Raw genomic sequence first — 26,076 nt, 5'->3', positions numbered from 1 at the left:
GGCGCCCCGGTCGCTCCTCGAGCCCGCACGTACTCGCCGAGACCACACCTCGTCGCCGTCGGGACTGTACGTACTCCCCGAGACGCGCGTACTCGACGGAGGCCGACGGGGCAAGGGGGCGTCCCCCCGCGGGGGCGGTGCGAGACTGGAGCATGCGGATCCTGTTGAAGTTCGTGATCGACTGCGACGCCGACGCGGCTTGGCGGGCGGTGCACTCGCCTCGTGCGGTGGCCGAGCTCTACGGTCCCCTGCTCGATCTGGAACCCCTCGTGCCGAACGGGCTTCCCACGGCGTGGAGCCCGGGCGACGACATCCCGGTCCAGCTGTCGGCGTTCGGCGCGCTGCCGATGGGCCGGCAGCTCATCCACGCGAGCGAACGCACCGTGCCCGGCCCCGACGGTCCGGTGCGCATCTTCCGTGACAGCGGCATCCCGCTCACGGGTCCGCTCGCGAGCCTCGACGTGTGGGATCACCAGATGGCCGTCTCCCCCGCTCCGGGCGCCCCAGCCAAGACGCTGTGGCGCGACCGGCTCGTCATCGGCGGGCCGACCGCGCCCGCGCTGTGGCCCGTGCTGTGGAGCATGTGGCAGTGGCGCGGCGCCCGAATCCGCGCGCTGGCGCCGACGTGGGCCCACGACCCGGAGCCGCGCGACCCCGCACCTCATGACGCTGACGGTGCCGGCGCCTGAGGTCGTCGTCGACGGCGCCCCCTAGGACGACGGGTGCCTGGGCGGGGCACACGAGATCCGCATGGTGCGCCCGGCGTCGCCATGACGGCTGCCGGAGCCGTCAGCCCGCACTCGAGCCCACAGGAGATCCTCCACGGGCCTCAGTCTTGCGGGATCACCGTCAGCACGCGTGCCGTGTAGTCGAGGAACTGCCTCATGAAGGTGCGCAGGAAGTCCTCGGTCGACGAGACTGTGACCGTGCCGTCGGCCTCGATCAGCCCCGGCGTGAAGTGGATGTACGCTTCGGGCGCGGTCATCTGCCGGGTGTTGAGGTAGCTGAGCGTACCGCGCAGCGACTGCTGTCCGACCGCGGTGCCGATCTGACCGGATGAGGCGCCGATGACGGCTGTGGGCTTGTCGGACCACGCGTTGTCACCGTAGGGCCGGCTTCCCCAGTCGATGGCGTTCTTCAATGCCCCCGGGATCGAGCGGTTGTACTCGGGGGTCACGAACACCAAGGCATCGGCGGAGCGCACCGCATCCTTGAAGTCCAACGCGACCTGTGGATAGTCGGCGTCCGCGTCGCGATTGTAGATGGGCAGATCGGCGTACGAGATCTCGAAGAACTCGAACTCCGGCGGCGCGACCCGTTTCAGCGCCTCGGCAAGGCGGCGGTTGATGGACTCGCGCGAGAGGCTGCCCACGATGACGCCCACGCGGTACGGCGGTTCATGCTGCATGATCTCGATCTCCATGATGCCCAGCCTGCGCTCGGCCGACCGGATCCGCATCCCCCTTGCGCGGCGGTGGCGAATGGGAAAGCGGGGTTCCGGGCAAGTCCCGCGTGCTCGGGGTTTGGAAACCACACGCGGGTTGAGAAACCACACCGCGCGCGGTTTCCCAACCTCCACACGGTTTCTCAACCTGCACATGGTTTCTCAACCTCAGTCGGCGAGCGCCTCGACCGGCACCACGCGGGTGGCGAGCCGCGTGGGCACCACGGCGGCCACGAGCGTCAGCACCGCGGTGGCCACGACGATGATCGCGACCGGAAGCCACGGCACGGCAGGAGCCACGAACGTGGGCGCCGAGAACGACGGCGGGATGGCCACCGCCCCGAGCAGCGACTGAGCTCCCGCCCAGCCGTACGCGATGCCGAGCACGAGGCCGGTCGCGGTCGCGGCGATCGTGATGTGCGCGGCCTCGAGCAGCACCATGCGGCGCACCTGCCCGGTCGAGACGCCCAGCGCACGGAGCAGGCCCAGTTCGCGGCGGCGCTGCACGACGCCGATCGTCAGGAGGTTCACCAGCCCGACGGCCGCGATCACGGCGGACACCGCAACGAGGCCCATCATGATGGCCGCGAAGGCATCGATGATCGCGGCGAACTCGGGCTCGATCTCGCCGCCCGCCGAGGCCGCGATCACGACCTTCACGGTCTCGAGCGCGACGGCGAACATCGTGACCAAGGTGACGCCCATCACCACGCCGATCGCCATGCGGCTCGACCGCTCCGGATAGCGCAGCGCGTTCTCAGCCGCCAGCCGCGCGGTCGCCGAACGGCCGAACGCCCTGCCCACGAGCCGCAGCACCGGCGGCATGACGAGCGTCGCGCCGAGAGCGAGCCCGGTGAACGAGAAGATGCCACCGAAGAACGCCACGATCACGCCCAGCGGCGTGATCAATCCGAGCGCGATCCCCGCCGCCAGCAGCGCACCGCCGATCGCGAAGAGCGTGATCGCGACGCCGTTGCGGCCGCGACGCCCGGCGAACGCGTCGTGGGATGCCTCGACCGAGCCGCCGAGCGCCTGCAGCGGCGTGACGGTCAGCACACGGCGCGAACCCGCCCAGGCCGCAGCCCACGTCGTGAGCGCCACCACGACCGCGGGGATGATCAGCACCGGCTGCACGACGGCATACTCCACGCCCTCGACGGCGAGCGCCGCTTCGGCCAGGAGCACGCCCGCCCACGAGAGCAGCGTGCCGGCGACCAGGCCGACAGCGGCGCCGATGACGCCGACCGCGAGGCCCTGGCGGGCGATCTCGGAGCGCTGCGAACGCGCCGACGCGCCGATGAGGCGCATGAGCGCGATGCGGCGCGTGCGTCCGGCGACGACGGTCGCGAACGTGTTGGCCGTCACGATCGACGCGACGTACACCGCGACTCCGACCAGGATCACCGACATGATCGCGAGGACGACCGCGAGCGTGCCGCTGTCGCCGATGTAGGGATCGGCGCGCATGACCGCGGCGATGTAGCCGGTGGCGCTCAGCAGCACCGCACCGAAGGCGCTCGAGATCCCGGCGACGAGGATGCTCGCCCCCATGCCCCGCTCGCGGAGCCAGCTCAGCGGCGCCGATTGGGACGACGAGGGCGTTCCGGATGCCGCGGCCGACGGCATCCGTTCGCCCGTTCTCTCCACGACCGCGCTCACGACGCCACCGCCACAGCCGGTGCGGAGCCGAGCTCGGAAGCCAGCATGTAGGCCGCGATCTCTTCGGGACTCTGGCGCGGCTTGTCGGCGACGATGCGGCCGTCGCCGAGGAACAGCACGCGGTCGGCGTGCGACGCGGCGACCGCGTCGTGGGTGACCATCGCGATGGACTGGCCGTGCTCCCGGCTCGCGGTGGCGAGGAGCCCCAGCACCTCGCGGCCGCTGCGGGAGTCGAGGTTGCCGGTGGGCTCGTCGGCGAACACGAGGTCCGGGGCTGTGGCGAGGGCGCGAGCGATCGCGACGCGCTGCTGCTGACCGCCCGAGAGCTGGTGCGGGCGGTGACCCAGACGCGCGGTCAGCCCGAGGGTCTCGACGAGGCCGTCGATGCGCGACCGTTCGAGCGCCGTGGGCCGCCGGCCGTCGAGGTCGAACGGCAGCAGGATGTTGCCGATCGCGTCGAGCGTCGGCACCAGGTTGAACGCCTGGAAGACGAAGCCGACGCGGCGGCGGCGCAGGATCGTGAGCTCGAGGTCTGACAGCCCCGTGATGTCGGTGTCGCCGATCCACGCGCGGCCGGCGGTCGGAGCATCGAGGCCCGCCATGATGTGCATGAGCGTGGACTTGCCCGAGCCCGACGGCCCCATGATCGCGGTGAACTCGCCGCGACGGATGCCGACGCTCACGCCGTCGAGCGCGCGCACCGTGCTCTCGCCGGTGCCGTAGGTCTTGGTGAGCTGCTGCACCCGGGCCGCCAGGCCCAGGTCGGTCGATGAAATCTCCATGCCTTCGACGCTACGAACCGGCGCACGCGCACCGCGTCGGCCTGGCGGGCCATCCCGCATACATCGCAAGGATGATCCTCGCGTCGCCCGTTCCCGGCTCGGGGTCAGGCCGCGTCGGGCGAGGCAGCCTCGTCGGAGGTCAGCAGGACCACGTTGCCGTCCGGGTCTTCGACGAGGGCGGCGTACGGGCCGACCGTGCGAGTGGGCGGCATGCGCCCCGTGTAGCCCGCCCCGACGAGGTCGGCCCACGTGCTGTCGACCACGTCGTCGCCGCCGACGTAGAACTCGAGCATCTGCGAGTAGCCGCCACCCGAGGGCGGCGCCCAGGTCGGGTCGTAGCGCGACGCGAACGCGGTCGTCAGCAGCAGCGTGACGCCGCTGCCCATCCGGTGCGCCACGACGGTGCCACCGGCGACCGGGTCGGGCATATCCAGCCCCAGGCGCCGGTAGAAGCGGAGCGACGCGTCGATGTCGGCCACTTCCAGCACGACCATGCTCAGCTGCAGTTCCATGCCCCGATTGTGCCCTGCTACGCCAGACCGTGTTCGAAGGCGAAGACCACCAGCTGCACCCGGTCGCGCAGCGAGAGCTTGGTGAGGATCCGGCTGATGTGGGTCTTCACCGTGGCCTCGGAGAGGAACTCCCGCGCGGCGATCTCGGCGTTGGACAGGCCACGCGCGGCCAGCGCGAAGATCTCGCGCTCCCGCTCGGTCAGGTCGGCATAGGCCGGCGGAACCGGCCGGGGTGCGGCATCCGTGAATCTCTCGAACAGCTCGCGAGTGGCGGATGCCGCGATCACGGCCGAACCCGCATGCACGGTGCGGATCGCCGCGAGCAGGAACTCTGGGTCGGCGTCCTTCAGCAGGAACCCGCTCGCCCCTTGCCGGATCGCCCGGGCGGCCGCTTCGTCGAGGTCGAACGTGGTGAGCATCACGATGCGCGGCGCCTGCGCTCCCGGCACCTGGGGGTCGGTGAGCAGCTCGGCGGTTGCGGCCAGGCCGTCCATGACCGGCATCCGGATGTCCATCAGCACCACGTCGGGACGGCTCGTGCGTACCGCGGCGAGCGCTTCGCGACCGTCGGACGCCTCGGCCACGACCTCCAGGTCGGGCTGAGAGTCGACCAGCATGCGGATGCCGGCGCGGAACAGCGCCTGGTCGTCGACGAGGGCGACTCGGATCATGCCGCCCCTCCGATCGGGAGCGATGCACAGCGTCGGAGGTTCTGGACCACACGCCGGGAACGGATGCGGCGCGCCGGCGTGTCGGCGAGAACCTCCGATTCTGTGCACCCGGTGCCGGCGCCCACATTGAGCACGACGCGGATCATGCGCCCCCTCCGATCGGGATGACGGCCGAGACGATGAACGACCCGCCGGGGTCGGCGCCGGCCTCGAGCCGGCCACCGGCCAGCTGAGCCCGCTCGCGCATGCCGATGATGCCGTGGCCGCGGACCGGGTCGGAACCGCTCTGCGGGCGTTCGGCGAGACCGTTCCGGACGGCGACCTCGACGCGGTCCGGGAACCACGACAGCCGCACATCGACCGGTCCGCCGGGGGCGCCGTGGCGCAGCGCATTCGTGAGAGCCTCCTGCAGGATGCGGTAGACCGCGAGCTGGGCTGCCGCGGGCGGCGTGCCCGGCGGCACCGGATCGACGTCCACCCGCAGCGGCACGCCGGCGGCACGCACCTGGGCGTAGAGCCCCTCGAGGTCGGCGAGCGTCGGCTGCGGTCCGTCGCTCTGACTGTGCCGCAGCTGCGTGAGCAGCAGCCGCACATCGGCGAGAGCGGCGCCGGCGGTGCTCGAGATCGTCTCGAGGGCCGTCGCCGCGGCCGTCGGATCGGAGGCGGCCGCATAGCGCGCGCCGTTGGCCTGCGCGATCACGACCGTGAGGGAATGCGCCACGACGTCGTGCATGTCGCGGGCGATGCGCACGCGCTCCTGCTCGGCGTACGCCTCGGCCTCGGCCGTCTCCTGCGCTCGGCGGTTCTCGCGCGCCCGCACGGCGGTGCGCACGAGCGCTCCGACCGTCCACGACAGCCCCAGCGCGAAGGCTGCGGCGACCAGCAGCGACAGCGCGGACGGCAGGGTCTCCCACGACAGCCCGCCGCCCACGTTCAACGGTCCGGTCGTGAGGTACACCGCGATCACGACGGCACCCAGCAGCGCCGAGGCGAGCCCCGCTCGCGACACCCACCGGGAGCCGTAGGCGGCCGTCGTATACAACACACCGAAGATGGCGACGTCCGAGAAGCTGGGCGGGCGGCCGAGCCCCACCTGCAGCAGTGCCCCTGCCCAGGCGAGCGCGAGAGCCAGCGCGGGAGATATCCGTCGCACCGCGAGGGCCCCGCTGAACAGCGCGGCGATCACGAACGCGGCCAGCGCCGGCAAGACGAAGGCGGGGCTGCCCAGGCCGGATGCTCCGGCGACGAGCACGGTCTCGACCGGCCATGCGATGAGGAGGAAGACCACCGCGAGCCCGACGTCGACGACGAGCTGGTAGGGCTTCAGGCGGCGGAACACCGTTTCACGGTACGCGAGACCGGATGCCGCGGCATCCGTCTCGCGATGTATCCGGTCCGGCCGCTAAAGGTCTGCCGAGCCGACCATTGCCTCTCGGGGCCGCAGGCTTTACTGTCGCGTCACAGGGCGAAACCGACGGGAAACGTCGGATCGACAGGATCAGAGAACGGGCTGCTCCATCGATCCGAACCGAAGGCTCCACCCCGAGGGACCCAGCCAAGGACGGACGGAGAACCATGACCACGGTACGCGCGGCCATTTCACAGACCACCTGGACCGGCGACAAGGAGTCGATGCTCGACAAGCACGAGGGCTTCGCGCGGGATGCCGCCGCGCAAGGCGCGCAGGTCGTGTGCTTCCAGGAGCTGTTCTACGGCCCGTACTTCGGGATCACGCAGGACAAGAAGTACTACCGCTTCGCCGAGCCGGCCGACGGACCGATCGTGCAGCGGTTCGCGGCCCTCGCGAAGGAGCTCGGCGTCGTGATCGTGCTGCCCATCTACGAGGAAGCCGAGACCGGGGTGTACTACAACACCTCGGTGCTCGTGGACGCCGACGGCACGATCCTCGGCAAGTACCGCAAGCACCATCTGCCGCACCTCGACAGGTTCTGGGAGAAGTTCTACTTCCGTCCCGGCAACCTCGGCTATCCGGTGTTCGACACGGCCGTCGGACGCGTCGGCATGTACATCTGCTACGACCGGCACTTCCCGGAGGGATGGCGCGAACTCGGCCTCGCCGACGCCCACATCGTGTTCAATCCCAACGCCACCAAGCCCGGCCTGTCGAACCGGCTGTGGGAGGTCGAGGGTCCCGCCGCGGCCGTCGCCAACGGCTACTTCGTGCTGCAGCCGAACCGCGTCGGACGGGAGGACAACGAGTACGGCGACCTCGCCGTCGACTTCTACGGCACGAGCCAGGTCATCGACCCGCGCGGCAACTTCGTCGGCGAGCGCGGATCCGGCGAGCACGAGGAGCTGCTCGTCCGCGACCTCGACCTCGAGATGGTGCGCGAGATGCGCGACGACTGGCAGTTCTACCGTGACCGCCGCCCCGACTCCTATACCCGGATCGCGAAGCCGTGATCTCGATGCACGTGAGCGGAGCGGTGCGGGCTGCGGCGGCGCTGGCATCGGGTCTGGCGGGAGGCGACCGACGAAGGAGGCCGCCGGGGGCATGCGCCGCCGCGGCCCGTACCGCGCAGCGGACCGAGAAACAGGGAGAGTCATCGTGACCACCACACTCATCAAGGGCGGAACCGTCGTCTCGGCGACCGGGCGCGGCGAAGCGGACGTGCTCATCGACGGCGAGACGATCGCCGCCGTGCTCGCGCCGGGCTCGCAGCTTCTGGGGACGGATGTCGCAGCCTCGGTCGACACCGTCGTCGACGCTTCCGGCAAGTACGTGATCCCCGGCGGCATCGACGCCCACACGCACATGGAGCTGCCGTTCGGCGGCACCAACGCGTCCGACACCTTCGAGACGGGCACGCGCGCCGCCGCATGGGGCGGCACGACGTCGGTCATCGACTTCGCGGTGCAGCGCTACGGCGAGCGCGTGCAGGACGGCCTCGCCGCCTGGCACGAGAAGGCGCGAGGCAACTGCGCGATCGACTACGGCTTCCACCAGATCGTCGGCGGAGTCGACGACGACTCGCTCGCCGCGATGCGCGGCCTGCTCGATGAGGGCATCTCGAGCTTCAAGCTCTTCATGGCCTACCCGGGAGTCTTCTACTCCGACGACGCCCAGGTGCTCAAGGCGATGCAGGTCTCGGCCGAGACCGGGCTGCTCACGATGATGCACGCCGAGAACGGGCCCGCGATCGACGTCCTCGCCGCGCAGCTCGCCGAGGCCGGCAAGAAGGCGCCGTACTACCACGGCATCGCTCGCGCCTGGCAGATGGAGGAGGAGGCCACGCACCGCGCGATCATGCTCGCGAACCTGACCGGGGCACCGCTGTACACGGTGCACGTCAGCGCGAAGCAGGCCGTGGACCAGATCGCGTGGGCGCGCGACCAGGGCTGGAACGTGTTCGGCGAGACCTGCCCGCAGTACCTGTACCTCTCGCTCGAGGAGCAGCTCGGCGGCTTCAGCGAGGAGTGGGGCCAGTTCGAGGGCGCCAAGTGGGTGTGCTCGACGCCGCTGCGCAGCCACAAGGAGGGCCACCAGCACCACATGTGGCAGGCGCTGCGCACCAACGACATCCAGATGGTCTCGACCGACCACTGCCCGTTCTGCATGAAGGGCCAGAAGGACCTGGGCCTGGACGACTTCCGCGCGATCCCGAACGGGATCGGGTCGGTCGAGCATCGCATGGACCTCATGTACCAGGGCGTCGTGACCGGCAAGATCACACTCGAGCGGTGGGTCGAGCTCACTTCGACCACCCCCGCGCGGATGTTCGGCATCTACGGCAGGAAGGGCGTGATCCAGCCCGGCGCCGACGGCGACGTCGTGGTCTACGACCCGAACGGGCACACCTCGATCTCGGCGGCATCCCATCACATGAACATGGACCACTCCGCATGGGAGGGCTTCGAGATCGACGGGCACGTAGACACCGTCGTCTCGCGCGGCAAAGTCATCGTCGACGACGGCGAGTACCTCGGCGCCAAGGGCGACGGCCGGTTCCTCAAGCGCGGCCTGAGCCAATACCTGATCTGAGGGAGAACCCATGGACTTCGGCGTCGTTCTGCAGACCAACCCGCCCGCCGCGCGCACCGTTCAACTTGCGAAGCTGGCCGAGGCGCACGGGTTCAGCCACGTGTGGACCTTCGACTCCCACCTGCTGTGGCAGGAGCCGTACGTCATCCACTCGGCGATCCTCGCCGAGACCAACCGCGTCACCGTCGGCCCGTTCGTGACGAACCCGGCCACGCGGGACTGGACGGTCACGGCATCCGTCTTCGCCACGCTCAACGAGATGTACGGCAACCGCACCGTCTGCGGCATCGGCCGCGGCGACTCCGCCGTGCGCGTGACCAACGGCAAGCCCACCACGATCGCAGAGCTGCGGCAATCGATCCACGTCATTCGCGAGCTGGCCAACTCTCGGCCCGTCGAATACAACGGCGCGACGCTGCAGTTCCCATGGAGCCGCGGCTCAGAGCTGGAAGTGTGGGTGGCGGCCTACGGTCCCATGGCGCTGAAGCTCGCGGGAGAGGTCGGCGACGGCTTCATCCTGCAGCTCGCGGACGTCGACATCGCCGCGTGGATGATCAAGACGGTGAAGGATGCCGCGGCCGCCGCCGGCCGCGACCCCGAGTCGCTCGCCTTCTGCGTGGCCGCGCCGATGTACATCGGGCAGGACTGGCAGCACATGCGCGACCAGTGCCGCTGGTTCGGCGGCATGGTCGGCAACCACGTCGCCGACATCGTGGCGAAGTACGGCCATCACAGCGCCGGTTCGCAAGCGGGCGCCGGTTCGGAGGACGGAGCGATCCCCGGCGCGCTCACCGACTACATCGAGGGCCGGAAGGGCTACGACTACAACACCCACGGACGAGCCGAGAACGACCACGTCGACTTCGTTCCCGACGAGATCGTGGAGCGGTTCTGCATCCTCGGCACCGCCGACGAGCACATCGCCAAGCTCGAGCAGCTGCGGGCGCTCGGCGTCACGCAGTTCGCCGGCTACCTGCAGCACGACAACAAGGAAGAGACGATGCGGGTCTACGGCGAGACCGTCATCCCGGCGCTCTCCGCTCACGTCACGGCGAAGGCATGACGGCACCCTCGACCGCCGAGCCCGTCGTCTGGCGGCCGCCCGCGCCGGGCGATCCCGCTCATCCGGCCCGGGCGCCGCGCCGGCGGTCGCACCGCTCGAATGCACCGTGGCTGTGGGGCATCGTCGGCGTCGCGGTGGTCATGATCGTGTGGGAGCTGTACAAGCTCCTCGCGCCCGAGGACGGCGTGCTCGTCGCGGGCGTGCGCATCCTCCCGCGCCCGACCGACCTGGCCATGCCCCACGTGTGGGACATGGCCGGGCGTCTGCTCGAGCCCGTCACCCGGCAGGAGGGGTCTCCCCCGCTGTGGGGCGTCATCGCCCTCGGTGCGCTCACGACGCTCGGCATCGCGGCGGTGGGGTGGCTCATCGGCATGATCGTGGGCTTCGCCTTCGCCCTGCTCATGCAGCGCTGGCGCCTCGCCGAGTGGGGGCTCCTGCCCTGGATCATCCTCAGCCAGACCGTGCCGCTGATCGCCTTCGCGCCCATCGTCAAGAGTTGGGGCTCGCGCATCGAGATCGGCGGGTTCGAGTGGCAGGACTGGATGTCGGTGGCGCTGATCGCGTCGTACCTCGCGTTCTTCCCCATCGCCGTCGGGGCGCTGCGCGGGCTGCAGTCGCCCGACCGCATCCACACCGAGCTCATGCACACGTACGCCGCCGGATACTGGCCGACGCTGATCAAGCTGCGACTCCCCGCATCCGTGCCGTACCTGCTCCCCGCGCTGCGACTCGGCGCTGCCAACGCCGTCGTCGGCGCGGTGGTGGCCGAGGTCTCGACGGGCCTGCAGGGAGGAATCGGGCGGCTGCTGATTCAGTTCGCCGGGCAGGCATCCGGCGACCCTGCCAAAGCGTGGGGCCCGATCTTCGGCGCCATCGCGCTCGGGCTCGTCGCCGCCGGCTCGGTGGCGCTGCTCGGACTGTTCCTGAAGGACTACCGGCGAGGAGAGGCAGCGTGATGACACTTCGACAGGCCGAGGGCGCGGAGTCCGGCAACCCCGAGACGACGGGCACCGCAGCGGTGACCGTCCGCGCGGCCTCGAAGGTCTTCCCGGCCAAGGCCGGTGACGTGACCGCGCTCGAGGGCATCGATCTGACGGTCCGCGAGGGCGAGTTCGTCTCGCTCATCGGCCCGTCCGGCTGCGGCAAGTCGACGCTGCTGCGGCTGATCGCCGACCTCGATACCCCGACCTCGGGCACCATCGAGGTGTTCGGCAAGCCCGCAGCGCGTGCCCGACGCGACCAGGACTACGGCATCGCGTTCCAGCAGGCGGGGCTCCTCCCCTGGCGCACGGTGGCGGCCAATATCGCGGTGCCGCTCGAGCTCCACGGCGTCCCGGCGGGGCAGCGCAGGGCCCGTGTGGCCGCACTCGCCGACCTCGTGGGTCTGTCGGACTTCGCGGACCGGCATCCGGATCAGCTCTCCGGCGGCATGCAGCAACGCGTCGCCATCGCCCGCGCGCTTGCGGAGCAGCCGCGGCTGCTGCTGATGGACGAGCCGTTCGGAGCCCTCGATGAGATGACCCGCGAACGCATGCAGGCGGAGCTGTCGCGCATCGCCGTCGAGACCGGCGCCGCGGTCGTCTTCGTCACGCACTCGATCCCCGAGGCGGTGTTCCTGTCGGACCGCGTCGTGGTGATGTCGCCCCGCCCCGGCCGCATCACGACGGTGATCTCGACCGGATTCCGCAGGGACGCTCCGCGTTCCGATGCGCTGCGCGAGACCCCGGCGTTCTTCACCCGCGTGACGGAGGTGCGCGAGGCGCTGCACGGTGCCCCGGTCACAGGTGGCGGCAGGGAGCGACGATGACGACCGTTCGGCAGGCTCGGCGGCCGGAGCGTTCTCAGCGACCGGTTCCTCCGACAGCGCCCGGCTGGAGCCCTGCGGCCGAACGCCGCCTGCGGGTCATTGCTCCGATCGCCGTCGGGCTCTTGGGCCTCGCGCTGTGGCAGTTCCTGGTCAGCGTCGTCGGTGTCTCGGACTACCTGCTGCCGAGCCCCGCCGCCATCCTCGAGCAGCTCGTGGAGTTCTCGTCCGCCATCCTGCAGGCGACGCTCGTCACCGGCGCGAACGCGCTCGTGGGGCTCGTCGTCGGTACGGTCCTGGCGGTCCTGCTCGCCGCGCTCGCCGCCCGCTGGCACGCGATCGACGGCATGTCGGCGCCGATCGTCGCGTCGCTCGCCGTCGTTCCGATCGTCGCGCTGGCTCCTGTGCTGAACTCGATGTTCGGGGCCGACAGCCAGTTCGGCCGGCAGGCCATCGCCGCGCTCGCCGCCTTCGTCCCGGTGTTCCTCAACACGTTGCGAGGGCTGCGGCAGACCCTGCCGGTGCACCGCGATCTGATGCGGGTGTACGCCGCTTCCGGCGCCCAGGCCTTCCGCACGGTGACGCTGCCCACGGCGGTGCCGTACCTCATGACCGGCATCCGCATCGCAAGCTCGCTCGCCGTCATCTCGGCCCTCGTCGCGGAGTACTTCGGCGGTCCGCGCGGGGGCCTGGGCACCTTCATCGCGACCTCGGCAGCGACGAGCGCGTACGCCCGCGCGTGGGCATACGTCGCCGCGGCGATCGCGCTCGGACTCGTCTTCTACCTCGCCACCGCGCTGCTCGAGTGGCTCGTGCTCCGCCGCATCCCATCCGGGACCGCCGGATGACACGCGCCACTCCTCCATCGTCCTCGTTCCGCGAGGCCGGCTCTGCACCACTCAGCGAAACCCCGCGAGGGGTCTGAAAGGAACGACATGAGACACAGCACACGCCGCGCGCTCGCGACAGGCGCGTTCACCCTGTCGGCCGCGCTCCTGCTGGCCGGATGCGCCGGCGGCGGCACCCCGACCGAGGGCGGCGATCCCGAGGCAGGCGAGCTCACTCCGGTGAAGCTGCAGCTCCAGTGGCTGCCCCAGGCCCAGTTCGCGGGCTACTTCGCCGCGATCGATCAGGGTTATTTCGAGGAGGAGGGACTGGAGGTCGAGATCATCCCGTCCGGTGGCGACATCGTGCCGCAGGATGCGCTGGCCAACGGCGACGTCGACTTCGCGATCGCGTGGGTCCCCAAGGTGCTCGGCTCGATCGAGGCCGGCGCGAACCTCACCGACATCGCGCAGATCTTCCAGCGCTCGGGCACGCTCCAGGTGTCGTGGGCGGACTCCGGCATCGAGTCCGTCGCCGACTTCGAAGGGAAGACCATCGGCTCGTGGGGGTTCGGCAACGAGTGGGAGATCTTCGCGGCGATGGCCGCCGAGGGACTCGACTCCACGACCGTCCAGATCATCACGCAGGACTTCAACATGAACGCCTTCCTGCAGGGTGACATCGACGCGGCCCAGGCGATGACCTACAACGAGTACGCGCAGCTGCTCGAGACGACGAACCCCGACACCGGCGAGCTGTACCAGCCGGAGGACTTCAACGTCATCAGCTACGAAGACACCGTCGGCGCGATGCTGCAGGATGCGATCTGGGCCGACACGGCGCGGCTCGAGAGCGACGAAGAGTACGCCGACACGGCGGTCGCCTTCCTCAAGGCCGTGGTCAAGGGCTGGATGTTCGCGCGCGACAACCCGGAGGATGCCGCCGAGATCACCCTCGCCAACGGGTCCGCGTGGGGACCGAGCCACGAGCTCTGGATGATGAACGAGATCAACAAGCTGATCTGGCCCTCCCCCGACGGCATCGGCATCATCGACGAGGCCGCGTGGCAGCAGACCGTGGACGGCGCTCTGGCGGCCGTCAACGAGACGGGTGCCCACCTGATCACCGAGGAGCCGCCGCCCAGCGCGTGGTCGAACGAGTACATCCAGCAGGCGCTCGACGAACTCGAGGCCGACGGCGTCGACCTCACCGGCGACGGGTTCACGCCGATCGAGGTCGAACTCCAGGAAGGCGGAAACTGACGCGAGTCGGACGTTCCGTCCTGCTTCGAGCGCTCGGCGGCCGGGTTGCCTGTTGACCCCCGGTCGCCGAGCGACGAACGTAGCGGAGAGCGATACGAAAGCTCTGCGCCACGGAAGGAGAGTGCGCCATGACGACCGACGACCTCGACGCCCGTGCGAAGCAACTGGACAGGGATCACGTCTTCCACTCGTGGTCGGCGCAGGCGGGCCTCGACCTGCCGGTGATCGCCGGCGGCCAGGGCACGGTGGTGTGGGACCACGCCGGCCACCGCATGCTCGACTTCGCCAGTCAGCTCGTGAACGTCAACATCGGGCACCAGCATCCGGCCGTCGTCGCGGCGATCCAGGCGCAGGCGGCCGAACTCGCGACGATCGGTCCCGCGACGGCGAACCTCAAGCGCGGCGAGGCGGCGGAGCGCATCCTGTCGAAGGCCCCGGATGGTTTCGCCAAGGTGTTCTTCACCAACGGCGGAGCGGATGCCGTCGAGAACGCCATCCGCATGGCCAGGCTCCACGCTTCTCGTCAGAACCCCGGCCGCGACACCGTGCTCTCGACGTATCGCTCGTATCACGGCAACACCGGCGCGGCGATCGTCGCGACCGGCGATTGGCGACGGATGCCTAACCAGTACGCACGCGGACACGTGCACTTCTTCGGGCCGTACCTGTACCGCAGCGAGTTCTGGGCGACGACACCCGAGGAGGAGTGCGAGCGAGCGCTCCACCACCTGGAGCGCGTGATCCAGTCCGAGGGCCCTTCGACGATCGCGGCGGTCCTGCTCGAGTCGGTGCCGGGAACGGCGGGCATCCTCGTGCCGCCGCCCGGCTACCTCGCCGGGGTCCGGGAACTGTGCGACCGCTACGACCTGCTCCTCATCCTGGACGAGGTCATGTGCGGCTTCGGGCGCACCGGCCGCTGGTTCGCGTTCGACGGGCACGACGTCGTGCCCGACCTCGTCACCTTCGCAAAGGGCGTGAACTCGGGCTACGTGCCGGTCGGCGGCGTGATCATCTCCGACCCGATCTCCCAGACGTTCGACGATCGGGTCTTCCCCGGCGGACTCACCTATTCCGGGCACCCGCTGGCTGCGGCATCCATCGTCGCCTCGATCGACGCGATGCAGGACGAGGGCATCGTCGACAACGCCCGCCGTATCGGAGAAGAGGCGATCGGGCCCGGCCTGCGGACGCTCGCCGAAGGCCACCGCCTGATCGGGGAGGTGCGCGGCGAGGGCGTCTTCTGGGCGATGGAGCTGGTCACCGACCGTGAGACCCGCGAGCCCGCCGGTCCCGACGTGATCGGGCGGCTCAAGAAGGAGCTCACCGCGCGCGGGCTGCTGCCCTTCACCGCCGAGAACCGCATCCACGTCGTGCCGCCCTGCGTGGTCACAGCCGGGGAGGTGGATCAGGCGATGTCGATCTACGATGAAGCTCTGACGAGCGTCGAAGCGGATCTCGTCTGATGTCCCCTTACGAGGGGGACTTCCAAAGGAGGAAGACGACATGACAGACACCACGACAGTGGCCCCGCCCACGGCGGATGCCGAGACCTCGGTCCTCGATCACTGGGTCGACGGCGCACCGTGGGCCGGAGCATCCGAGCGCACCGGACAGGTCTTCAACCCCGCGCTCGGCACCGTGCAGAAGCACGTGCGGTTCGCCTCGACGGCAGACGTGGATCACGCGGTCCGCGTCGCAACCGGGGCATGGGCGCAGTGGCGCGACACCTCCATCGCGAAGCGCCAGGCGGTCATGTTCGCGTTCCGCGAGCTGCTGAACCAGCGAAAGCACGAGCTCGCCGAGATCCTCACGTCCGAGCACGGCAAGGTGCTCTCGGACGCACTGGGCGAGATCGCCCGGGGCATGGAGGTCGTCGAGTTCGCGTGCGGCGTCGGCCACCTCACCAAGGGCGCCTATACCGAGAACGCGTCGAGCGGCATCGACGTCTACACGGTGAAGCAGCCGCTCGGCGTCGTGGGCATCATCAGCCCCTTCAACTTCCCGGCCATGGTTCCGCTGTGGTTCTTCTCGGTCGCTCTCGCGGCCGGGAACGCCGTGATCCTCAAGCCCTCCGAGAAGGATCCGACCGCTGCCAACTGGATGGCGGCGCTGCTCACCGAGGCGGGGCTGCCGGCCGGTGTCTTCAATGTGGTGCACGGCGACAAGGAATCCGTGGACGCGCTGCTGGAGCACCCGGATGTGCGCGCGATCTCGTTCGTGGGCTCCACCCCGATCGCGAAGTACGTGTACGAGACGGCCACCTCCCACGGCAAGCGCGTGCAGGCGTTCGGCGGGGCGAAGAACCACATGCTGGTGCTTCCGGATGCCGACCTCGACCTCGCCGCGGACGCCGCCGTCAACGCCGGCTTCGGCTCGGCGGGCGAGCGCTGCATGGCCATCTCGGTGGTGCTCGCCGTCGACACGGTGGCGGACGAGTTCGTGCGCAAGGTCTCGGAGCGCATGAAGACGCTCCGCACCGGCGACGGCATGCGCGGCTGCGACATGGGACCCCTCATCACCGGACAGCACCGCGACAAGGTCACCTCGTACATCGATGTCGCCGCGTCGGACGGCGCCGCGGTCGTCGTCGACGGACGGGATGTCGAGATCGACGGCGACCCGAACGGCTTCTGGCTCGGACCGACGCTCATCGACAACGTTCCGACGACCTCCTCGGTGTACGCCGACGAGGTGTTCGGCCCGGTGCTCTCGGTCGTGCGCGTCGAGGGCTATGAGGACGGCCTCGACATCATCAACTCCAGCCCGTACGGCAACGGCACGGCGATCTTCACGAACGACGGCGGCGCCGCACGGCGCTTCCAGCACGAGGCCACCGTCGGCATGATCGGCATCAACGTGCCGATCCCGGTGCCGGTCGCCTATCACTCGTTCGGCGGCTGGAAGGCCTCGCACTTCGGTGACACCAAGGCCTATGGCCCTCACGCGTTCGAGTTCTTCACCGCCGAGAAGGCCGTGATCTCGCGCTGGCTCGACCCGTCGCACGGCGGCCTGAATCTGGGCTTCCCACAGCACACGTGACGCGCTTCGGATCGCGCTCCGCGGTCATGCCTCGCGCGGTGGCACGAAGACCGTCACCGCGCGAGGGACGGCGACGCAGCGCAGCCTGAACTCGTCACCCGGTTCCTCCTCGAGTTCGCCGTCGTGGACGAAGACCGACGGATGCCCCGGCCCGGGGCGAACCGTCAGCTCGAACTCCGAGACGACCAGGCGCTCCACGTCGGACCGGGGCGGCATGAGGCGCAGCGCCCGCAGCACGGCGGCGGTGCGCCGGCCGAACGCGAGCGACGCGATCGCCCGCAGCCGGGTGCCGCGGGCATGGTGGATCCGCACGTCGAGCACGGGCTCCTCGAGGTGCGCGCGCTGCATGGTGGCAACGCGACGCGGGTCGTTGCGACCGACCCCGACGAAGACCGACCACACGCGGGCACGGCGACCGTCGCGCACGATGACCAGCGGCTCGGCCTCGCGCAAGGCGTGCTGCGCCGCGACGACGCCGCCGAGCCACTTGCCGAGGCGGGGGCGATGCCGCTCGCGCTCGTCGATGAGCTCGGGATAGGCGCCGACCGAGACCGCGTTGAGCGCGAGGATCGCTGTGCCGTCAGCCGCGGTCTCCTCGACCGCGCTGACCTCGACCGCGCTGACCTCGATCGTGGTCCCCGCTTGGAAGGCGTCGATCGCGGTCGCCACATCGGTGAGGCCGGCCGACCCCGCGAAGTGATTGAACGTGCCGCCCGGCAGCACCAGCAGCGGCCGTCCATAGCGCCGGGCGAGCTGCGCCATGCGCGAGACCGAGCCGTCGCCGCCGTACACGCCCAGAACATCGGGCGCAGCATCCGCCTCCATCACCTCCTCGACGATCGTGTCGAGGTCGTCGTCCTCGCCGAGCTCGCGCACGACCGCCTCGGGCAGCCGCTCGGCGAACAGCGCCGCAGGGTCGCTGCGGATCACCGCCGTGCCCGACTGCGCGTTGCGCACGATGAAGAGCCCGCGCCCGGTGGCGGCGAGGACTGTGGGCGTAGGCGGCATGGCCCGAGGCTACCCCGGGCTCACCTGCGCGGCCCGTCTTGCCTCACCACCGCTCGGCACCTCAGGCCGGCAGGATCGGCCGGTTCTCGTAGAAGGTCTGCAGCACGACCGTGGTGCGGGTGTTGACGGACGCGGCGAGCCGGATGTCGCGGATCAGCGACTCGAGATGCCGCGGCGATGCCACACGCGCGAAGAGCATGTAGCTCGCGTCGCCCGCGATCGAGTGGCACGCCTCGATCTCGGCGAGGTGCTCGAGCAGCTCGGGCGCGTTGTCGGGCTGCGCCGGATCCAGCGGCGTGATCTCGATGAAGGCCGACAGCGGCTTGCCGACCGCCTCGGGATCCACCGCGGCGCGGTAGCCGGTGATCACGCCACGCGTCTCGAGTCGCCGCAGCCGTGTCTGCACGGCAGAGACCGACAGACCGACCGCGGCCGAGAGCTCGGCGAGCGTAGCCCGGGCGTTGAGTGAGACCTCGCGCACGATCCGTTGATCGACAGCATCCTCCATACGTGGAAGAATACCTGTGAGATCCGGCTCTAGCCGGAAATGTTCCTGTTTCTTCACTTCTTCGTGGATCGGAGGTTCCCATGTCCATGACCGCGCACAACGCGAAGTCCATCGTCGGAGAGCCCGAGGTCCTCGAGGACGCCGGTCTCGAGGACGCCGGTGTCGAGGACGCCGCTCTCGAGACCCACCCGGCGTGGCTGTCGCTCAAGGCGGCGGCGACGGCGCTGCAGTCCTTGCAGGTGCAGGACGGATCGATTCCGGATGCCGCGTCCCACGCCGCCGCCCGAGACCACGTCGCGGCGATCACGGCGGCGATCGCCGAGCTGCGACCGCTCTTCCCCCACGACGACGCGTACCTCGAAGCATCCGTCCGCGACTTCGACCGCTGGGCCGACAGCGGCTTCGGCGTGCCGGACTTCCTCGAGTCGCTCGTGGCGTTCCAGCCGCAGCAGCGCCGGATCGACGGCATCCGTCATCTCGTCGTCTTTCCGATGTACACGCAGAACGGCTCGTCCAACCGGTTCGTCGAGGCGGTGCTCGTCGAGGTGATCTGGCCCGAGTTCATCGCGCAGCTCGAGACCGAGTACACGAACCGGCTGTTCGTGTCGCTGCGGTTCCTCGACTTCACGCCCGGCTACGACACGAACTCCGCCGTCCTGTTCCCCGAGACGGTGGCCATGCGCGAGATCCCCGCGTTCACGTGGGGCGCGATCTTCCAGGACCGCGAGGCCGCGCGCTACCGCCGCGTCGTCCGCGCGGCGGCCGAGATCACCAAGCTCGAGCTTCCCGCCGACGCCACGCGCATGCTCGACGACCAGGCGCTCACCGAGAAGACGTTCGTGATGTGGGACATCATCCACGACCGCACCCACATGCGCGGCGACCTGCCGTTCGACCCGTTCATGATCAAGCAGCGGATGCCGTACTTCCTGTATTCGCTCGAGGAGCTGCGGTGCGACCTCACGGCATTCCGCGAGTGCGTCGCGATCGCCGCGCGCCTCTCGGCGCGGGACGACCTGACCGCGGTCGAGCGCGAGACGCTCGAGCACGCGACGCTCGTGCAGTACGCGGTGATCTTCGACCGGATCTTCCGGTTCGCGATCACCGGATCGCGCGTGCGCAACTACGACGGGCTCGGCGGTCAGCTGCTGTTCGCGTGGCTACACCAGCGCGGCGTGCTGGACTGGACCGACACGTCCCTCGCGTTCGACTGGGACGAGGTGCCCGCCGCGGTGGTCGCGCTCGCCGATGCGATCGACGAGCTGTACTGGCGCTCGATCGACCGCCCGAAGAAGGCGCACTGGCTGGCGGCGTACGAGCTGGTCCGCTCGACTCTGACGCCGAATCCCGCCTCGGCGTGGGCGCGCGGGCTCGCCGATGAGGTGCTCGCGGGCCCGCCGAAGGGCTACACCGACGCGGTCATGGACGACGAGTTCCCGCTGTCGATGTTCTACGAGGCGCTCGAGAAGAAGATGAAGCCGGTCATCGAGTCGACGGCGGGCATCACGGGGCGCGCGGATGCCTGAAGCCCGTCGATCCTCGGGGTCATGTGCACTCGCCGAGGACGCAGGCTGCCGGCGCCGATAGCGTGGTCGTTCGGCGAGAGCACGCGTCCCCGACGCGGGAAGGGCGAGGAGACATGAGTGTGAACGGCAAGCTGGTGCTGCTGGCGGGCGCGACGAGCGCCTCGGGCCTCGCCGCCGCGCGAGTCCTCGCGGGCGACGGCGCACGGGTCGTGGCCGTCGGGCGCCACCGCGCCAAGCTGGCCGCCCTCGCCGATGCGGTGCCGGACGCCCGCCTCGAGGTGTGCGACCTCGCCGACGAAGCGGCGGTCGGCGCCCTCGCCGAGCGCATCCACGCGACCGACGGCAGGGTCGACGGGGTGCTGCACCTCGTCGGCGGATGGCGCGGCGGCGGCGGGCTCGCCGGGCAGACCGACGCCGACTACCGCGAGCTCGAGAGCTCGTTCACGGCGCTGCGCCATGTCAGCCGTGCTTTCGACGACGATCTGCGCGCCTCCGACGCCGGGCGGCTGGCCGTGGTGTCATCCACCGCGGTCGCGCGTCCGCTCGCCGGCGGAGCCAACTACGCGGCGGTCAAAGCCGCGACCGAGGCGTGGGCGCGCGCCGTCGCGCAGGGCTTCGCGAAGGCGGCACGGGACGCGAAGCAGCCGCTGCGCGCGGCATCCGTCGTCTTCCGGGTCAAGAGCCTGGCGGGACTCGAGGATGCCCTCGCGCAGCGATTCGCCGGCCTCTTCGTCTCGCAGGCCGACGACATCAACGACACCGTGGTCGAGCTGAGCTGACCGAGCCCTCGCTCTGACCCACCCCGCCCCGGCGGGCTGAAGCGTGCCCGCCGAACTAGATTGGACATCCGTGACCACACTCCACGACCCGAACCTGCGCGGCTTCGCCTCCGACAACTACTCCGGCATCCACCCTGAGGTGCTCGCGGCGATCGCCGCCGCCAACGACGGCCACCAGGTCGCGTACGGCGACGACATCTACACCGAGCGGCTCCAGGAGGTCTTCGCCCGCCACTTCGGTGACGGCGTCGAGGCCTTCCCGGTGTTCAACGGCACCGGGGCGAACGTCGTCGGCCTGCAGTCGATGCTGCCGCGCTGGGGCGCCGTGGTCGCGGCCGGCACGGCGCACATCAACGTCGACGAAGGCGGGGCGCCCGAACGGGTCGCCGGCATCAAGCTGCTGACGGTGCCGACCGACGACGGCAAGCTCACGCCCGAGCTGATCGACCGCGAGGCCTGGGGGTGGGGCGACGAGCACCGCGCGCAGCCCCTCGCCGTCTCGATCACGCAGTCGACCGAGCTGGGCACGCTCTACACCGTCGACGAGGTCGCGGCGATCGCCGACCACGCGCACAGTCTCGGGATGAACGTCCACATGGACGGCTCCCGGCTCTCCAACGCCGCGGCCTCGCTCGGCGTGCCGTTCCGCGCGTTCACGCGCGACGCGGGGGTGGACGTCCTCAGCTTCGGCGGCACCAAGAACGGCGCGATGCTCGGCGAGGCGGTCGTGGTGCTCAACCCCGAGGCATCGACCGGCCTGAAGTTCCTGCGCAAGCTCGACATGCAGCTCGCGTCGAAGATGCGGTTCGTCTCGGCCCAGCTGATCGCGCTCCTCGAGGACGACCTGTGGCTGCGCAACGCATCGCACTCCAACGCCATGGCGCAGCGACTGCGTGCAGGCGTCGAGGCGGGCATCGCGGACGGTTCCATCCGCGGCGTCGCATTCACGCAGCCGACGCAGGCCAACGGCGTGTTCGCCACGCTGCCTGACGGAGTCGCCGACCGGCTGCGCGAGTCGTTCCGGTTCTACGACTGGGATGCCGCGAAGAACGAGGTGCGCTGGATGTGCAGCTTCGACACCTCCGAGAACGACATCGACGCGTTCATCGCCGCGATCGCCCGCGAGACCTCGGCGGCCTCCTAGCACCGCCCCCTGCGTGGCCGGTCCCCGGTGATCCGCCGGGGACCGCGCGCAGGCTCAGGACTCGGTGCGCTCGACCTCGTCGTTCGCGCTGTCCTCGGAAGCCTCCGCCTCGGGGCCGTCCTCGGCCTCGGCCGCATCGACGAGTTCGGCGAGCTCGGCGTCGACGTCGTCGAGCGTGACGTCCTCGAGCGAGCCTGCCTCGGCGGCATCGTCGGCAGAGTCGGCCGACGACGGATCCTCGTCCGGGGAGGCCTCGTCGTGCTGCTCGGCGTCCTCCGCGGTCTCGGCCTGCTCGGCGTCCTCCACGGTCTCGGCGTCCTCCACGGTCTCGGCCTGCTCGGCGTCCTCCGCGGTCTCGGCGTCCTCCGCGGTCTCGGCGTGCTCGGCGTCGTCTTGAGCGTCCGCGCCCTCGTCGTGCTGCTCGGTCTCCACATCGACCTCTGCTGCTGCCTCCACCTCGGCCTCGGCGTCCGACGAGGCCTCGGCCTCACCGGGGACGTCGCCGTCGTCGGGGGCATCGGCCACCGCGGTGCGGGGCGCTTCGGGACGGATGAGCTCCTTGACCTCGGCCATGAAGCTGGTGAGCTGATGCTGCTGCCACCGCAGCTGCCGCGTGCGGTCCTCGGCGTCGCGCAGCACGGCCTGCGAGTGGGTCGTGACGAGCTCCATGATCCGCTCGGCCTTCGCCCGCGCCTGGTCGAGGTGCTCGCGGGCCCGGAGCCGCGCATCGGCCTCGATCTGCTGGGCCTGCGCCCGCATCAGCCGTTCGAAGTCCTCGGCCTTTCCGGCCACGCGCTGAGCGTGCTCCAGCGACGCCGAGACCTGTTCGTTGGCGTCCTGCGTGATGCGCTCGGCGTGCGCGACGGCCTGATTGTGCAGCACCAGGAACTCCTGGTGGGCGTCGTCCTGACGGCGCGTGAGGGATGCCTCGAACTCGAGGGCGCGCACCCGCAGCTCGCGCACGGCCTCCTCGGCCTCTGAGCGGTCGAGCGACGTCTCGCGGGCGACCATCGACCGCAGAGCGGCAGCGCCCTTCTCGGCCTCTGAGCGGATCGCAGCGGCCTCACGCTCGGCCTGCGACAGCTTCTCGGCGGCGTGGGCGCCTTCGCGCTCGAGCCTGGCCTCGTGGGCGGTGAGCTCGGTGTCGACGCGGAGCCGTACCTGCTGCGCCTCGTGCTGGGCCTGGGAGATGATGCCGTCGGCCTCGGCCTGCGCCGACCGGCGGCGGTTCTCGATCTCTTCGCGGGCCGCCTCGAGCAGTCGGTCGCCCTGTACCGTCGCGTTGCGGATGAGCACGCTCGCCTGCTCTTCGGCGACTCGCAGCACCTCTTCGAACTGGTGGCGGTTGGGCGAGTCGGTGGGGGCGGCCGAGAGCTCCTCCGACAGCGCCTGCACCTGGGCGTCCGCGTTCGCGAGACGCGCGTTCGCGGCGGCGAGCTCGGCCTTGAGCTGCTCCGCCTCGTCGGCGCCATGCGTGCGGGCCGTCGCGGCCTCGGTACGGAGCCGCTCGACCTCGGCTCCCAGGCGCTGAACCTCCTCGCGATGGCGGGCCTCCGCCCCGGCGAACTGCGCCTCGAGCTCGGCCCGCGCCTCGGCGGCGAGCCGCTCGACCTCGCCGTTGCGTTGCGCACGGGCCGCCTCGATCTCGGTCTCGAGCCGCTCGGCCTTCGCCCGGCTCTGCGCGACCACGGCGCCGGCGCGCCGCTGGTGCTGCTTGAGCTGCGTGACCTCGTCGTTCGCGGCGCGCACGCGCGCGTTCAGCCCGGCGATCGCCGCGTCGACCTCTTCTCTGTCGTAGCCGCGGAACACCGTGGCGAAGCCGGCGTCCGTGGCGGCGACGGCGGCGTCGCCGATGAGGCTGTCGAACGGGCTGGCGTCGTCCGCCGTGTCGTCTTCGGCTGGGGCGTTGTCGGACATCGTGTGTCTCCGATTCCTGGTGAGCTGTGTCGGCGTGGGCCGTCGCGCCGTGGTTCCGCCGACGACCACGGTGGTGCGACGGCAGGGGAAACCGCGGAAGATCGCATCGCCCTCGACGACACCGGGGGGGCTGCGTCGTGGGGATGCCTTCGCCTCCGGCGTAGTCGAACAATACCCTCCGCGTCTAGGTGCGGGGAACAGTGACTTCGGTACGCGCCTCGCCCAGCCACTCCCGGTACGCCTCGAACGAGTACGGGCGGCCGAGGAACGCCTCGACGAGGTCCTTCGCGTCCCGTGATCCACCGGGTTCGAGCACCAGGTGCCGATAGCGGGAGGCATCCGTCTCGTTCATCAGCCCGCCCTCGAAACCGGTGAGCAGGTCGCGGGCGATCACGAGACTCCACTGGTAGGTGTAGTAGCAGGCGCCGTACCCCGTGAGGTGCCCGAATCCCGCGTACGGGTGCAGCCCAGGCAGCGGCTGCACCGGGCTGGTGGATGCGTAGAGCCGCTCGGTCTCGGCCTGCAGATCCGCCGGACGCTGGACGTGCAGTTGGTACGACACGTTCGCGTGGCCCAGCTGTCGTCGCACCTCGAGGGCGCGACCGAAGGCGTCCGCCGTGCGCATCCTTCGCACGAGGTCCATCGGGATCGGGTCACCGTCGGCGTTCCCGGTGAACGACGCGAGCACCTCGGGATCCCACGCCCACTCCTCCAGCAGCTGGCTCGGCGCCTCCACGAAGTCCCACTCGGCCTGGACGCCCGCGAATCGCGCGAAGCGCTGACGACCGCCGAGGATCTCATGGACCAGATGACCGAACTCGTGGAAGAACGTCACCACCTGGTCGTGCTCGAGCAGTCCCCGCGAGAAGTTGCACAGCAGCGCCGCCTCGGGAAGGACCCGGTCCGCGATTCCCGGCGCAAGCGGGAAGCAGGCGGCGTGACTGAACTTGCCGTCCCGGGGGTGCAGATCCAAATGGATGCGGCCGAGCCTCACGCCCTCCCGCACCACGTCGTACGACCGCACGTCGTCATGCCACGCGCCGGCATCGACCGGCTCGTACTCGACCTGCAGCAGCCGACCGCTCACATCCAGGACGCCCGGCAGCACCCGTTCGAACGGGAAGTACGAGCGCACCAGCTGCGGGTCGACGTCGAACCGCTCGGCCTTGACGATGCTCAGTAGGTGCCAGAAATCGGCGATCGTGACGGCATCCGCGGTGGGCAGGTCGCGCTGCAGCCGCTCGCGGAGGACCGCGTATTCCGCCTCCGCGGCGGGGCGGGATGCCTCGTCCAGCCGCGCCAGGAACCTTCGGATCTCGGCCCCGCTGCCGATCATGCGCGTCTCGGTCTCGAAATCCGCCCAATCCGCATAGCCCAGCAGGGCCGCCCGCTCGGCGCGCACCGCGAGCAGTTCGGCGAGAACCGGCTCGTTCTCGGGCCACGCGAGGTCGTTGTACGCGCCGACGAGCGCGTGCCGGGTGGCGCGATCCGTCGCGTACTCGCGGACGGGCATCAGGTCGGGGTAGTCGGTCGACAGCGTCACCATGCCGTTCTCGTCCGCCGGATGCGCGTCGACGAAGTCCTGCGGCATGCCCGCCAGGCCGGAGCGCGGCACGGTGACCTCACGGCGGCCGTCACGGATGTTGCGCGAGAAGGTGAGCGACAACTCGGTGTCGCGGTCGGCGAGCCACCGCGCGCGCTCGCGCTGGGCATTTTCGAGGTGCACTCCGCCGCGGCGGAAGTCGCGCAGCAGGTGCGCGAGCAGCCGCGCCTCGTCGGGATCGAGACCGTCCGCGGATGATTCCGAGAACGCCGCCCACAGGTCGCGGTCGAGCAGGCGCTGCGATGTGAGCGACTCGACCGCCTGCACCCGCGCTTCCGCAAGCTCGCGCACGGCCGCGTCGGGGTGCGCCTCACTGAGGACGTACGCCTCGCTCAGTGCCTGTTGCAGCGCGATCTCGGCATCGTTCCACAGAGCCAGCCGCTCTCGCGTCGAGAGCGCAGGCTCGGATCTCAGCCGTGCATCGACCACGTGGACGCGCGCGATCCGCTCGGCGGGACGCTCGGTGGCGAAGGCGGCCCACCCGGCCGCAGCGGTGGGGAAGGAGAGGGGCTCGATGCTCACGGGTC

The 26,076-nt window shown here is 70.3% G+C and carries 23 protein-coding genes; 13 read left to right on the top strand and 10 right to left on the bottom strand.

Features of this window, described 5'->3' with window-relative positions; all coding sequences use genetic code 11:
• The first annotated feature begins 152 nt into the window (after positions 1–152).
• The gene (locus ACLKM7_RS16415; RefSeq protein ID WP_436448232.1) at positions 153–689 is read left to right on the top strand and encodes a hypothetical protein; all 537 of its coding nucleotides are present in this window, start codon (positions 153–155) and stop codon (positions 687–689) included.
• A 140-nt stretch (positions 690–829) separates the two neighbouring features.
• On the opposite strand, the gene ACLKM7_RS16410 is transcribed toward ACLKM7_RS16415, so the two are convergent.
• The 6 genes from ACLKM7_RS16410 to ACLKM7_RS16385 all read right to left on the bottom strand — a co-directional run bounded on the left by ACLKM7_RS16410 (position 830) and on the right by ACLKM7_RS16385 (position 6,407).
• Positions 830–1,423 carry an NADPH-dependent FMN reductase gene (locus ACLKM7_RS16410; protein ID WP_436448231.1) on the bottom strand — a complete coding sequence of 198 codons (594 nt, stop codon included), beginning with the start codon at positions 1,421–1,423 and terminating at the stop codon, positions 830–832.
• Between the two features lie 189 nt (positions 1,424–1,612).
• Positions 1,613–3,070, bottom strand: a complete 1,458-nt coding sequence (locus ACLKM7_RS16405; protein ID WP_436448423.1) for an FtsX-like permease family protein — start codon at positions 3,068–3,070, stop codon at positions 1,613–1,615.
• 29 nt (positions 3,071–3,099) lie between these two features.
• A complete protein-coding gene (locus tag ACLKM7_RS16400) occupies positions 3,100–3,885 on the bottom strand; it encodes an ABC transporter ATP-binding protein (RefSeq protein WP_436448230.1) in 786 nt (261 codons plus the stop codon).
• A gap of 104 nt (positions 3,886–3,989) precedes the next feature.
• Entirely contained in the window at positions 3,990–4,397 is a 408-nt protein-coding gene (locus ACLKM7_RS16395; protein ID WP_436448229.1) for a VOC family protein, read from the bottom strand.
• 17 nt (positions 4,398–4,414) lie between these two features.
• On the bottom strand, positions 4,415–5,068 hold the full coding sequence (locus tag ACLKM7_RS16390) for a response regulator (protein ID WP_436448227.1): 654 nt from the start codon (positions 5,066–5,068) through the stop codon (positions 4,415–4,417).
• 142 nt (positions 5,069–5,210) lie between these two features.
• Entirely contained in the window at positions 5,211–6,407 is a 1,197-nt protein-coding gene (locus ACLKM7_RS16385; protein ID WP_436448226.1) for a sensor histidine kinase, read from the bottom strand.
• A gap of 236 nt (positions 6,408–6,643) precedes the next feature.
• On the opposite strand from ACLKM7_RS16385, the gene ACLKM7_RS16380 reads away from it, so the two are divergent.
• The 9 genes from ACLKM7_RS16380 to ACLKM7_RS16340 all read left to right on the top strand — a co-directional run bounded on the left by ACLKM7_RS16380 (position 6,644) and on the right by ACLKM7_RS16340 (position 17,064).
• Positions 6,644–7,492 carry a nitrilase-related carbon-nitrogen hydrolase gene (locus ACLKM7_RS16380; RefSeq protein WP_436448225.1) on the top strand — a complete coding sequence of 283 codons (849 nt, stop codon included), beginning with the start codon at positions 6,644–6,646 and terminating at the stop codon, positions 7,490–7,492.
• A gap of 145 nt (positions 7,493–7,637) precedes the next feature.
• The gene (gene hydA / locus ACLKM7_RS16375; RefSeq protein WP_436448224.1) at positions 7,638–9,071 is read left to right on the top strand and encodes a dihydropyrimidinase; all 1,434 of its coding nucleotides are present in this window, start codon (positions 7,638–7,640) and stop codon (positions 9,069–9,071) included.
• Between the two features lie 10 nt (positions 9,072–9,081).
• Positions 9,082–10,134 carry a TIGR03842 family LLM class F420-dependent oxidoreductase gene (locus ACLKM7_RS16370; protein WP_436448223.1) on the top strand — a complete coding sequence of 351 codons (1,053 nt, stop codon included), beginning with the start codon at positions 9,082–9,084 and terminating at the stop codon, positions 10,132–10,134.
• Entirely contained in the window at positions 10,131–11,090 is a 960-nt protein-coding gene (locus ACLKM7_RS16365; RefSeq protein WP_436448222.1) for an ABC transporter permease, read from the top strand. The genes ACLKM7_RS16370 and ACLKM7_RS16365 overlap by 4 nt, the downstream gene beginning before the upstream one ends.
• Positions 11,090–11,941: an ABC transporter ATP-binding protein gene (locus tag ACLKM7_RS16360; protein ID WP_436448421.1), complete on the top strand. Its 852-nt coding sequence runs from the start codon at positions 11,090–11,092 to the stop codon at positions 11,939–11,941. Before ACLKM7_RS16365 ends, ACLKM7_RS16360 begins: the two co-directional genes overlap by 1 nt.
• Positions 11,938–12,786 carry an ABC transporter permease gene (locus ACLKM7_RS16355; protein WP_436448221.1) on the top strand — a complete coding sequence of 283 codons (849 nt, stop codon included), beginning with the start codon at positions 11,938–11,940 and terminating at the stop codon, positions 12,784–12,786. The genes ACLKM7_RS16360 and ACLKM7_RS16355 overlap by 4 nt, the downstream gene beginning before the upstream one ends.
• Positions 12,787–12,873: 87 nt before the next feature.
• Positions 12,874–14,025, top strand: a complete 1,152-nt coding sequence (locus tag ACLKM7_RS16350; protein ID WP_436448220.1) for an ABC transporter substrate-binding protein — start codon at positions 12,874–12,876, stop codon at positions 14,023–14,025.
• A 128-nt stretch (positions 14,026–14,153) separates the two neighbouring features.
• Complete coding sequence (locus ACLKM7_RS16345) at positions 14,154–15,488, top strand: aspartate aminotransferase family protein (RefSeq protein WP_436448219.1); 1,335 nt, start codon at positions 14,154–14,156, stop codon at positions 15,486–15,488.
• A 40-nt stretch (positions 15,489–15,528) separates the two neighbouring features.
• A complete protein-coding gene (locus ACLKM7_RS16340) occupies positions 15,529–17,064 on the top strand; it encodes a CoA-acylating methylmalonate-semialdehyde dehydrogenase (RefSeq protein ID WP_436448218.1) in 1,536 nt (511 codons plus the stop codon).
• 24 nt (positions 17,065–17,088) lie between these two features.
• Here the strand turns inward: ACLKM7_RS16340 and ACLKM7_RS16335 are convergent, their stop codons facing one another.
• Together ACLKM7_RS16335 and ACLKM7_RS16330 are read right to left on the bottom strand one after the other, a co-directional pair.
• Positions 17,089–18,072 carry a diacylglycerol/lipid kinase family protein gene (locus ACLKM7_RS16335; RefSeq protein ID WP_436448217.1) on the bottom strand — a complete coding sequence of 328 codons (984 nt, stop codon included), beginning with the start codon at positions 18,070–18,072 and terminating at the stop codon, positions 17,089–17,091.
• Positions 18,073–18,133: 61 nt separating this feature from the next.
• Positions 18,134–18,580, bottom strand: coding sequence for an Lrp/AsnC family transcriptional regulator (locus ACLKM7_RS16330; protein ID WP_168912925.1), 447 nt, complete (start codon positions 18,578–18,580; stop codon positions 18,134–18,136).
• Positions 18,581–18,660: 80 nt separating this feature from the next.
• Between ACLKM7_RS16330 and ACLKM7_RS16325 the strand changes: the two genes are divergently transcribed.
• From ACLKM7_RS16325 to ACLKM7_RS16315, 3 genes are all read left to right on the top strand, one after another.
• The gene (locus tag ACLKM7_RS16325; RefSeq protein WP_436448216.1) at positions 18,661–20,106 is read left to right on the top strand and encodes a DUF6421 family protein; all 1,446 of its coding nucleotides are present in this window, start codon (positions 18,661–18,663) and stop codon (positions 20,104–20,106) included.
• 113 nt (positions 20,107–20,219) lie between these two features.
• Positions 20,220–20,885, top strand: a complete 666-nt coding sequence (locus ACLKM7_RS16320) for an SDR family NAD(P)-dependent oxidoreductase (protein ID WP_436448215.1) — start codon at positions 20,220–20,222, stop codon at positions 20,883–20,885.
• Between the two features lie 70 nt (positions 20,886–20,955).
• Positions 20,956–22,029: a threonine aldolase family protein gene (locus ACLKM7_RS16315; RefSeq protein WP_436448214.1), complete on the top strand. Its 1,074-nt coding sequence runs from the start codon at positions 20,956–20,958 to the stop codon at positions 22,027–22,029.
• 54 nt (positions 22,030–22,083) lie between these two features.
• On the opposite strand, the gene ACLKM7_RS16310 is transcribed toward ACLKM7_RS16315, so the two are convergent.
• On the bottom strand, positions 22,084–23,946 hold the full coding sequence (locus ACLKM7_RS16310) for a hypothetical protein (protein WP_436448213.1): 1,863 nt from the start codon (positions 23,944–23,946) through the stop codon (positions 22,084–22,086).
• Between the two features lie 184 nt (positions 23,947–24,130).
• Positions 24,131–26,071 (bottom strand): M3 family metallopeptidase, encoded by a 1,941-nt coding sequence (locus ACLKM7_RS16305; protein WP_436448212.1) that lies wholly within the window; start codon positions 26,069–26,071, stop codon positions 24,131–24,133.
• Positions 26,072–26,076: the final 5 nt, after the last annotated feature.

The sequence above is a fragment of the Microbacterium sp. I2 genome (assembly GCF_051364985.1).
Lineage (GTDB): Bacteria > Actinomycetota > Actinomycetes > Actinomycetales > Microbacteriaceae > Microbacterium.
This window is presented reverse-complemented; position numbering and strand designations above follow the sequence as displayed.

Excerpts from the sequence above, each read along its gene's own strand:
- ACLKM7_RS16415 (WP_436448232.1), top strand. The coding sequence starts at position 153 with ATGCGGATCCTGTTGAAGTTCGTGATCGACTGCGACGCCGACGCGGCT.
- ACLKM7_RS16410 (WP_436448231.1), bottom strand. The coding sequence starts at position 1,423 with ATGGAGATCGAGATCATGCAGCATGAACCGCCGTACCGCGTGGGCGTC.
- ACLKM7_RS16405 (WP_436448423.1), bottom strand. The coding sequence starts at position 3,070 with ATGCCGTCGGCCGCGGCATCCGGAACGCCCTCGTCGTCCCAATCGGCG.
- ACLKM7_RS16400 (WP_436448230.1), bottom strand. The coding sequence starts at position 3,885 with ATGGAGATTTCATCGACCGACCTGGGCCTGGCGGCCCGGGTGCAGCAG.
- ACLKM7_RS16395 (WP_436448229.1), bottom strand. The coding sequence starts at position 4,397 with ATGGAACTGCAGCTGAGCATGGTCGTGCTGGAAGTGGCCGACATCGAC.
- ACLKM7_RS16390 (WP_436448227.1), bottom strand. The coding sequence starts at position 5,068 with ATGATCCGAGTCGCCCTCGTCGACGACCAGGCGCTGTTCCGCGCCGGC.
- ACLKM7_RS16380 (WP_436448225.1), top strand. The coding sequence starts at position 6,644 with ATGACCACGGTACGCGCGGCCATTTCACAGACCACCTGGACCGGCGAC.
- ACLKM7_RS16370 (WP_436448223.1), top strand. The coding sequence starts at position 9,082 with ATGGACTTCGGCGTCGTTCTGCAGACCAACCCGCCCGCCGCGCGCACC.
- ACLKM7_RS16365 (WP_436448222.1), top strand. The coding sequence starts at position 10,131 with ATGACGGCACCCTCGACCGCCGAGCCCGTCGTCTGGCGGCCGCCCGCG.
- ACLKM7_RS16360 (WP_436448421.1), top strand. The coding sequence starts at position 11,090 with ATGACACTTCGACAGGCCGAGGGCGCGGAGTCCGGCAACCCCGAGACG.
- ACLKM7_RS16355 (WP_436448221.1), top strand. The coding sequence starts at position 11,938 with ATGACGACCGTTCGGCAGGCTCGGCGGCCGGAGCGTTCTCAGCGACCG.
- ACLKM7_RS16350 (WP_436448220.1), top strand. The coding sequence starts at position 12,874 with ATGAGACACAGCACACGCCGCGCGCTCGCGACAGGCGCGTTCACCCTG.
- ACLKM7_RS16345 (WP_436448219.1), top strand. The coding sequence starts at position 14,154 with ATGACGACCGACGACCTCGACGCCCGTGCGAAGCAACTGGACAGGGAT.
- ACLKM7_RS16340 (WP_436448218.1), top strand. The coding sequence starts at position 15,529 with ATGACAGACACCACGACAGTGGCCCCGCCCACGGCGGATGCCGAGACC.
- ACLKM7_RS16335 (WP_436448217.1), bottom strand. The coding sequence starts at position 18,072 with ATGCCGCCTACGCCCACAGTCCTCGCCGCCACCGGGCGCGGGCTCTTC.
- ACLKM7_RS16330 (WP_168912925.1), bottom strand. The coding sequence starts at position 18,580 with ATGGAGGATGCTGTCGATCAACGGATCGTGCGCGAGGTCTCACTCAAC.
- ACLKM7_RS16325 (WP_436448216.1), top strand. The coding sequence starts at position 18,661 with ATGTCCATGACCGCGCACAACGCGAAGTCCATCGTCGGAGAGCCCGAG.
- ACLKM7_RS16320 (WP_436448215.1), top strand. The coding sequence starts at position 20,220 with ATGAGTGTGAACGGCAAGCTGGTGCTGCTGGCGGGCGCGACGAGCGCC.
- ACLKM7_RS16310 (WP_436448213.1), bottom strand. The coding sequence starts at position 23,946 with ATGTCCGACAACGCCCCAGCCGAAGACGACACGGCGGACGACGCCAGC.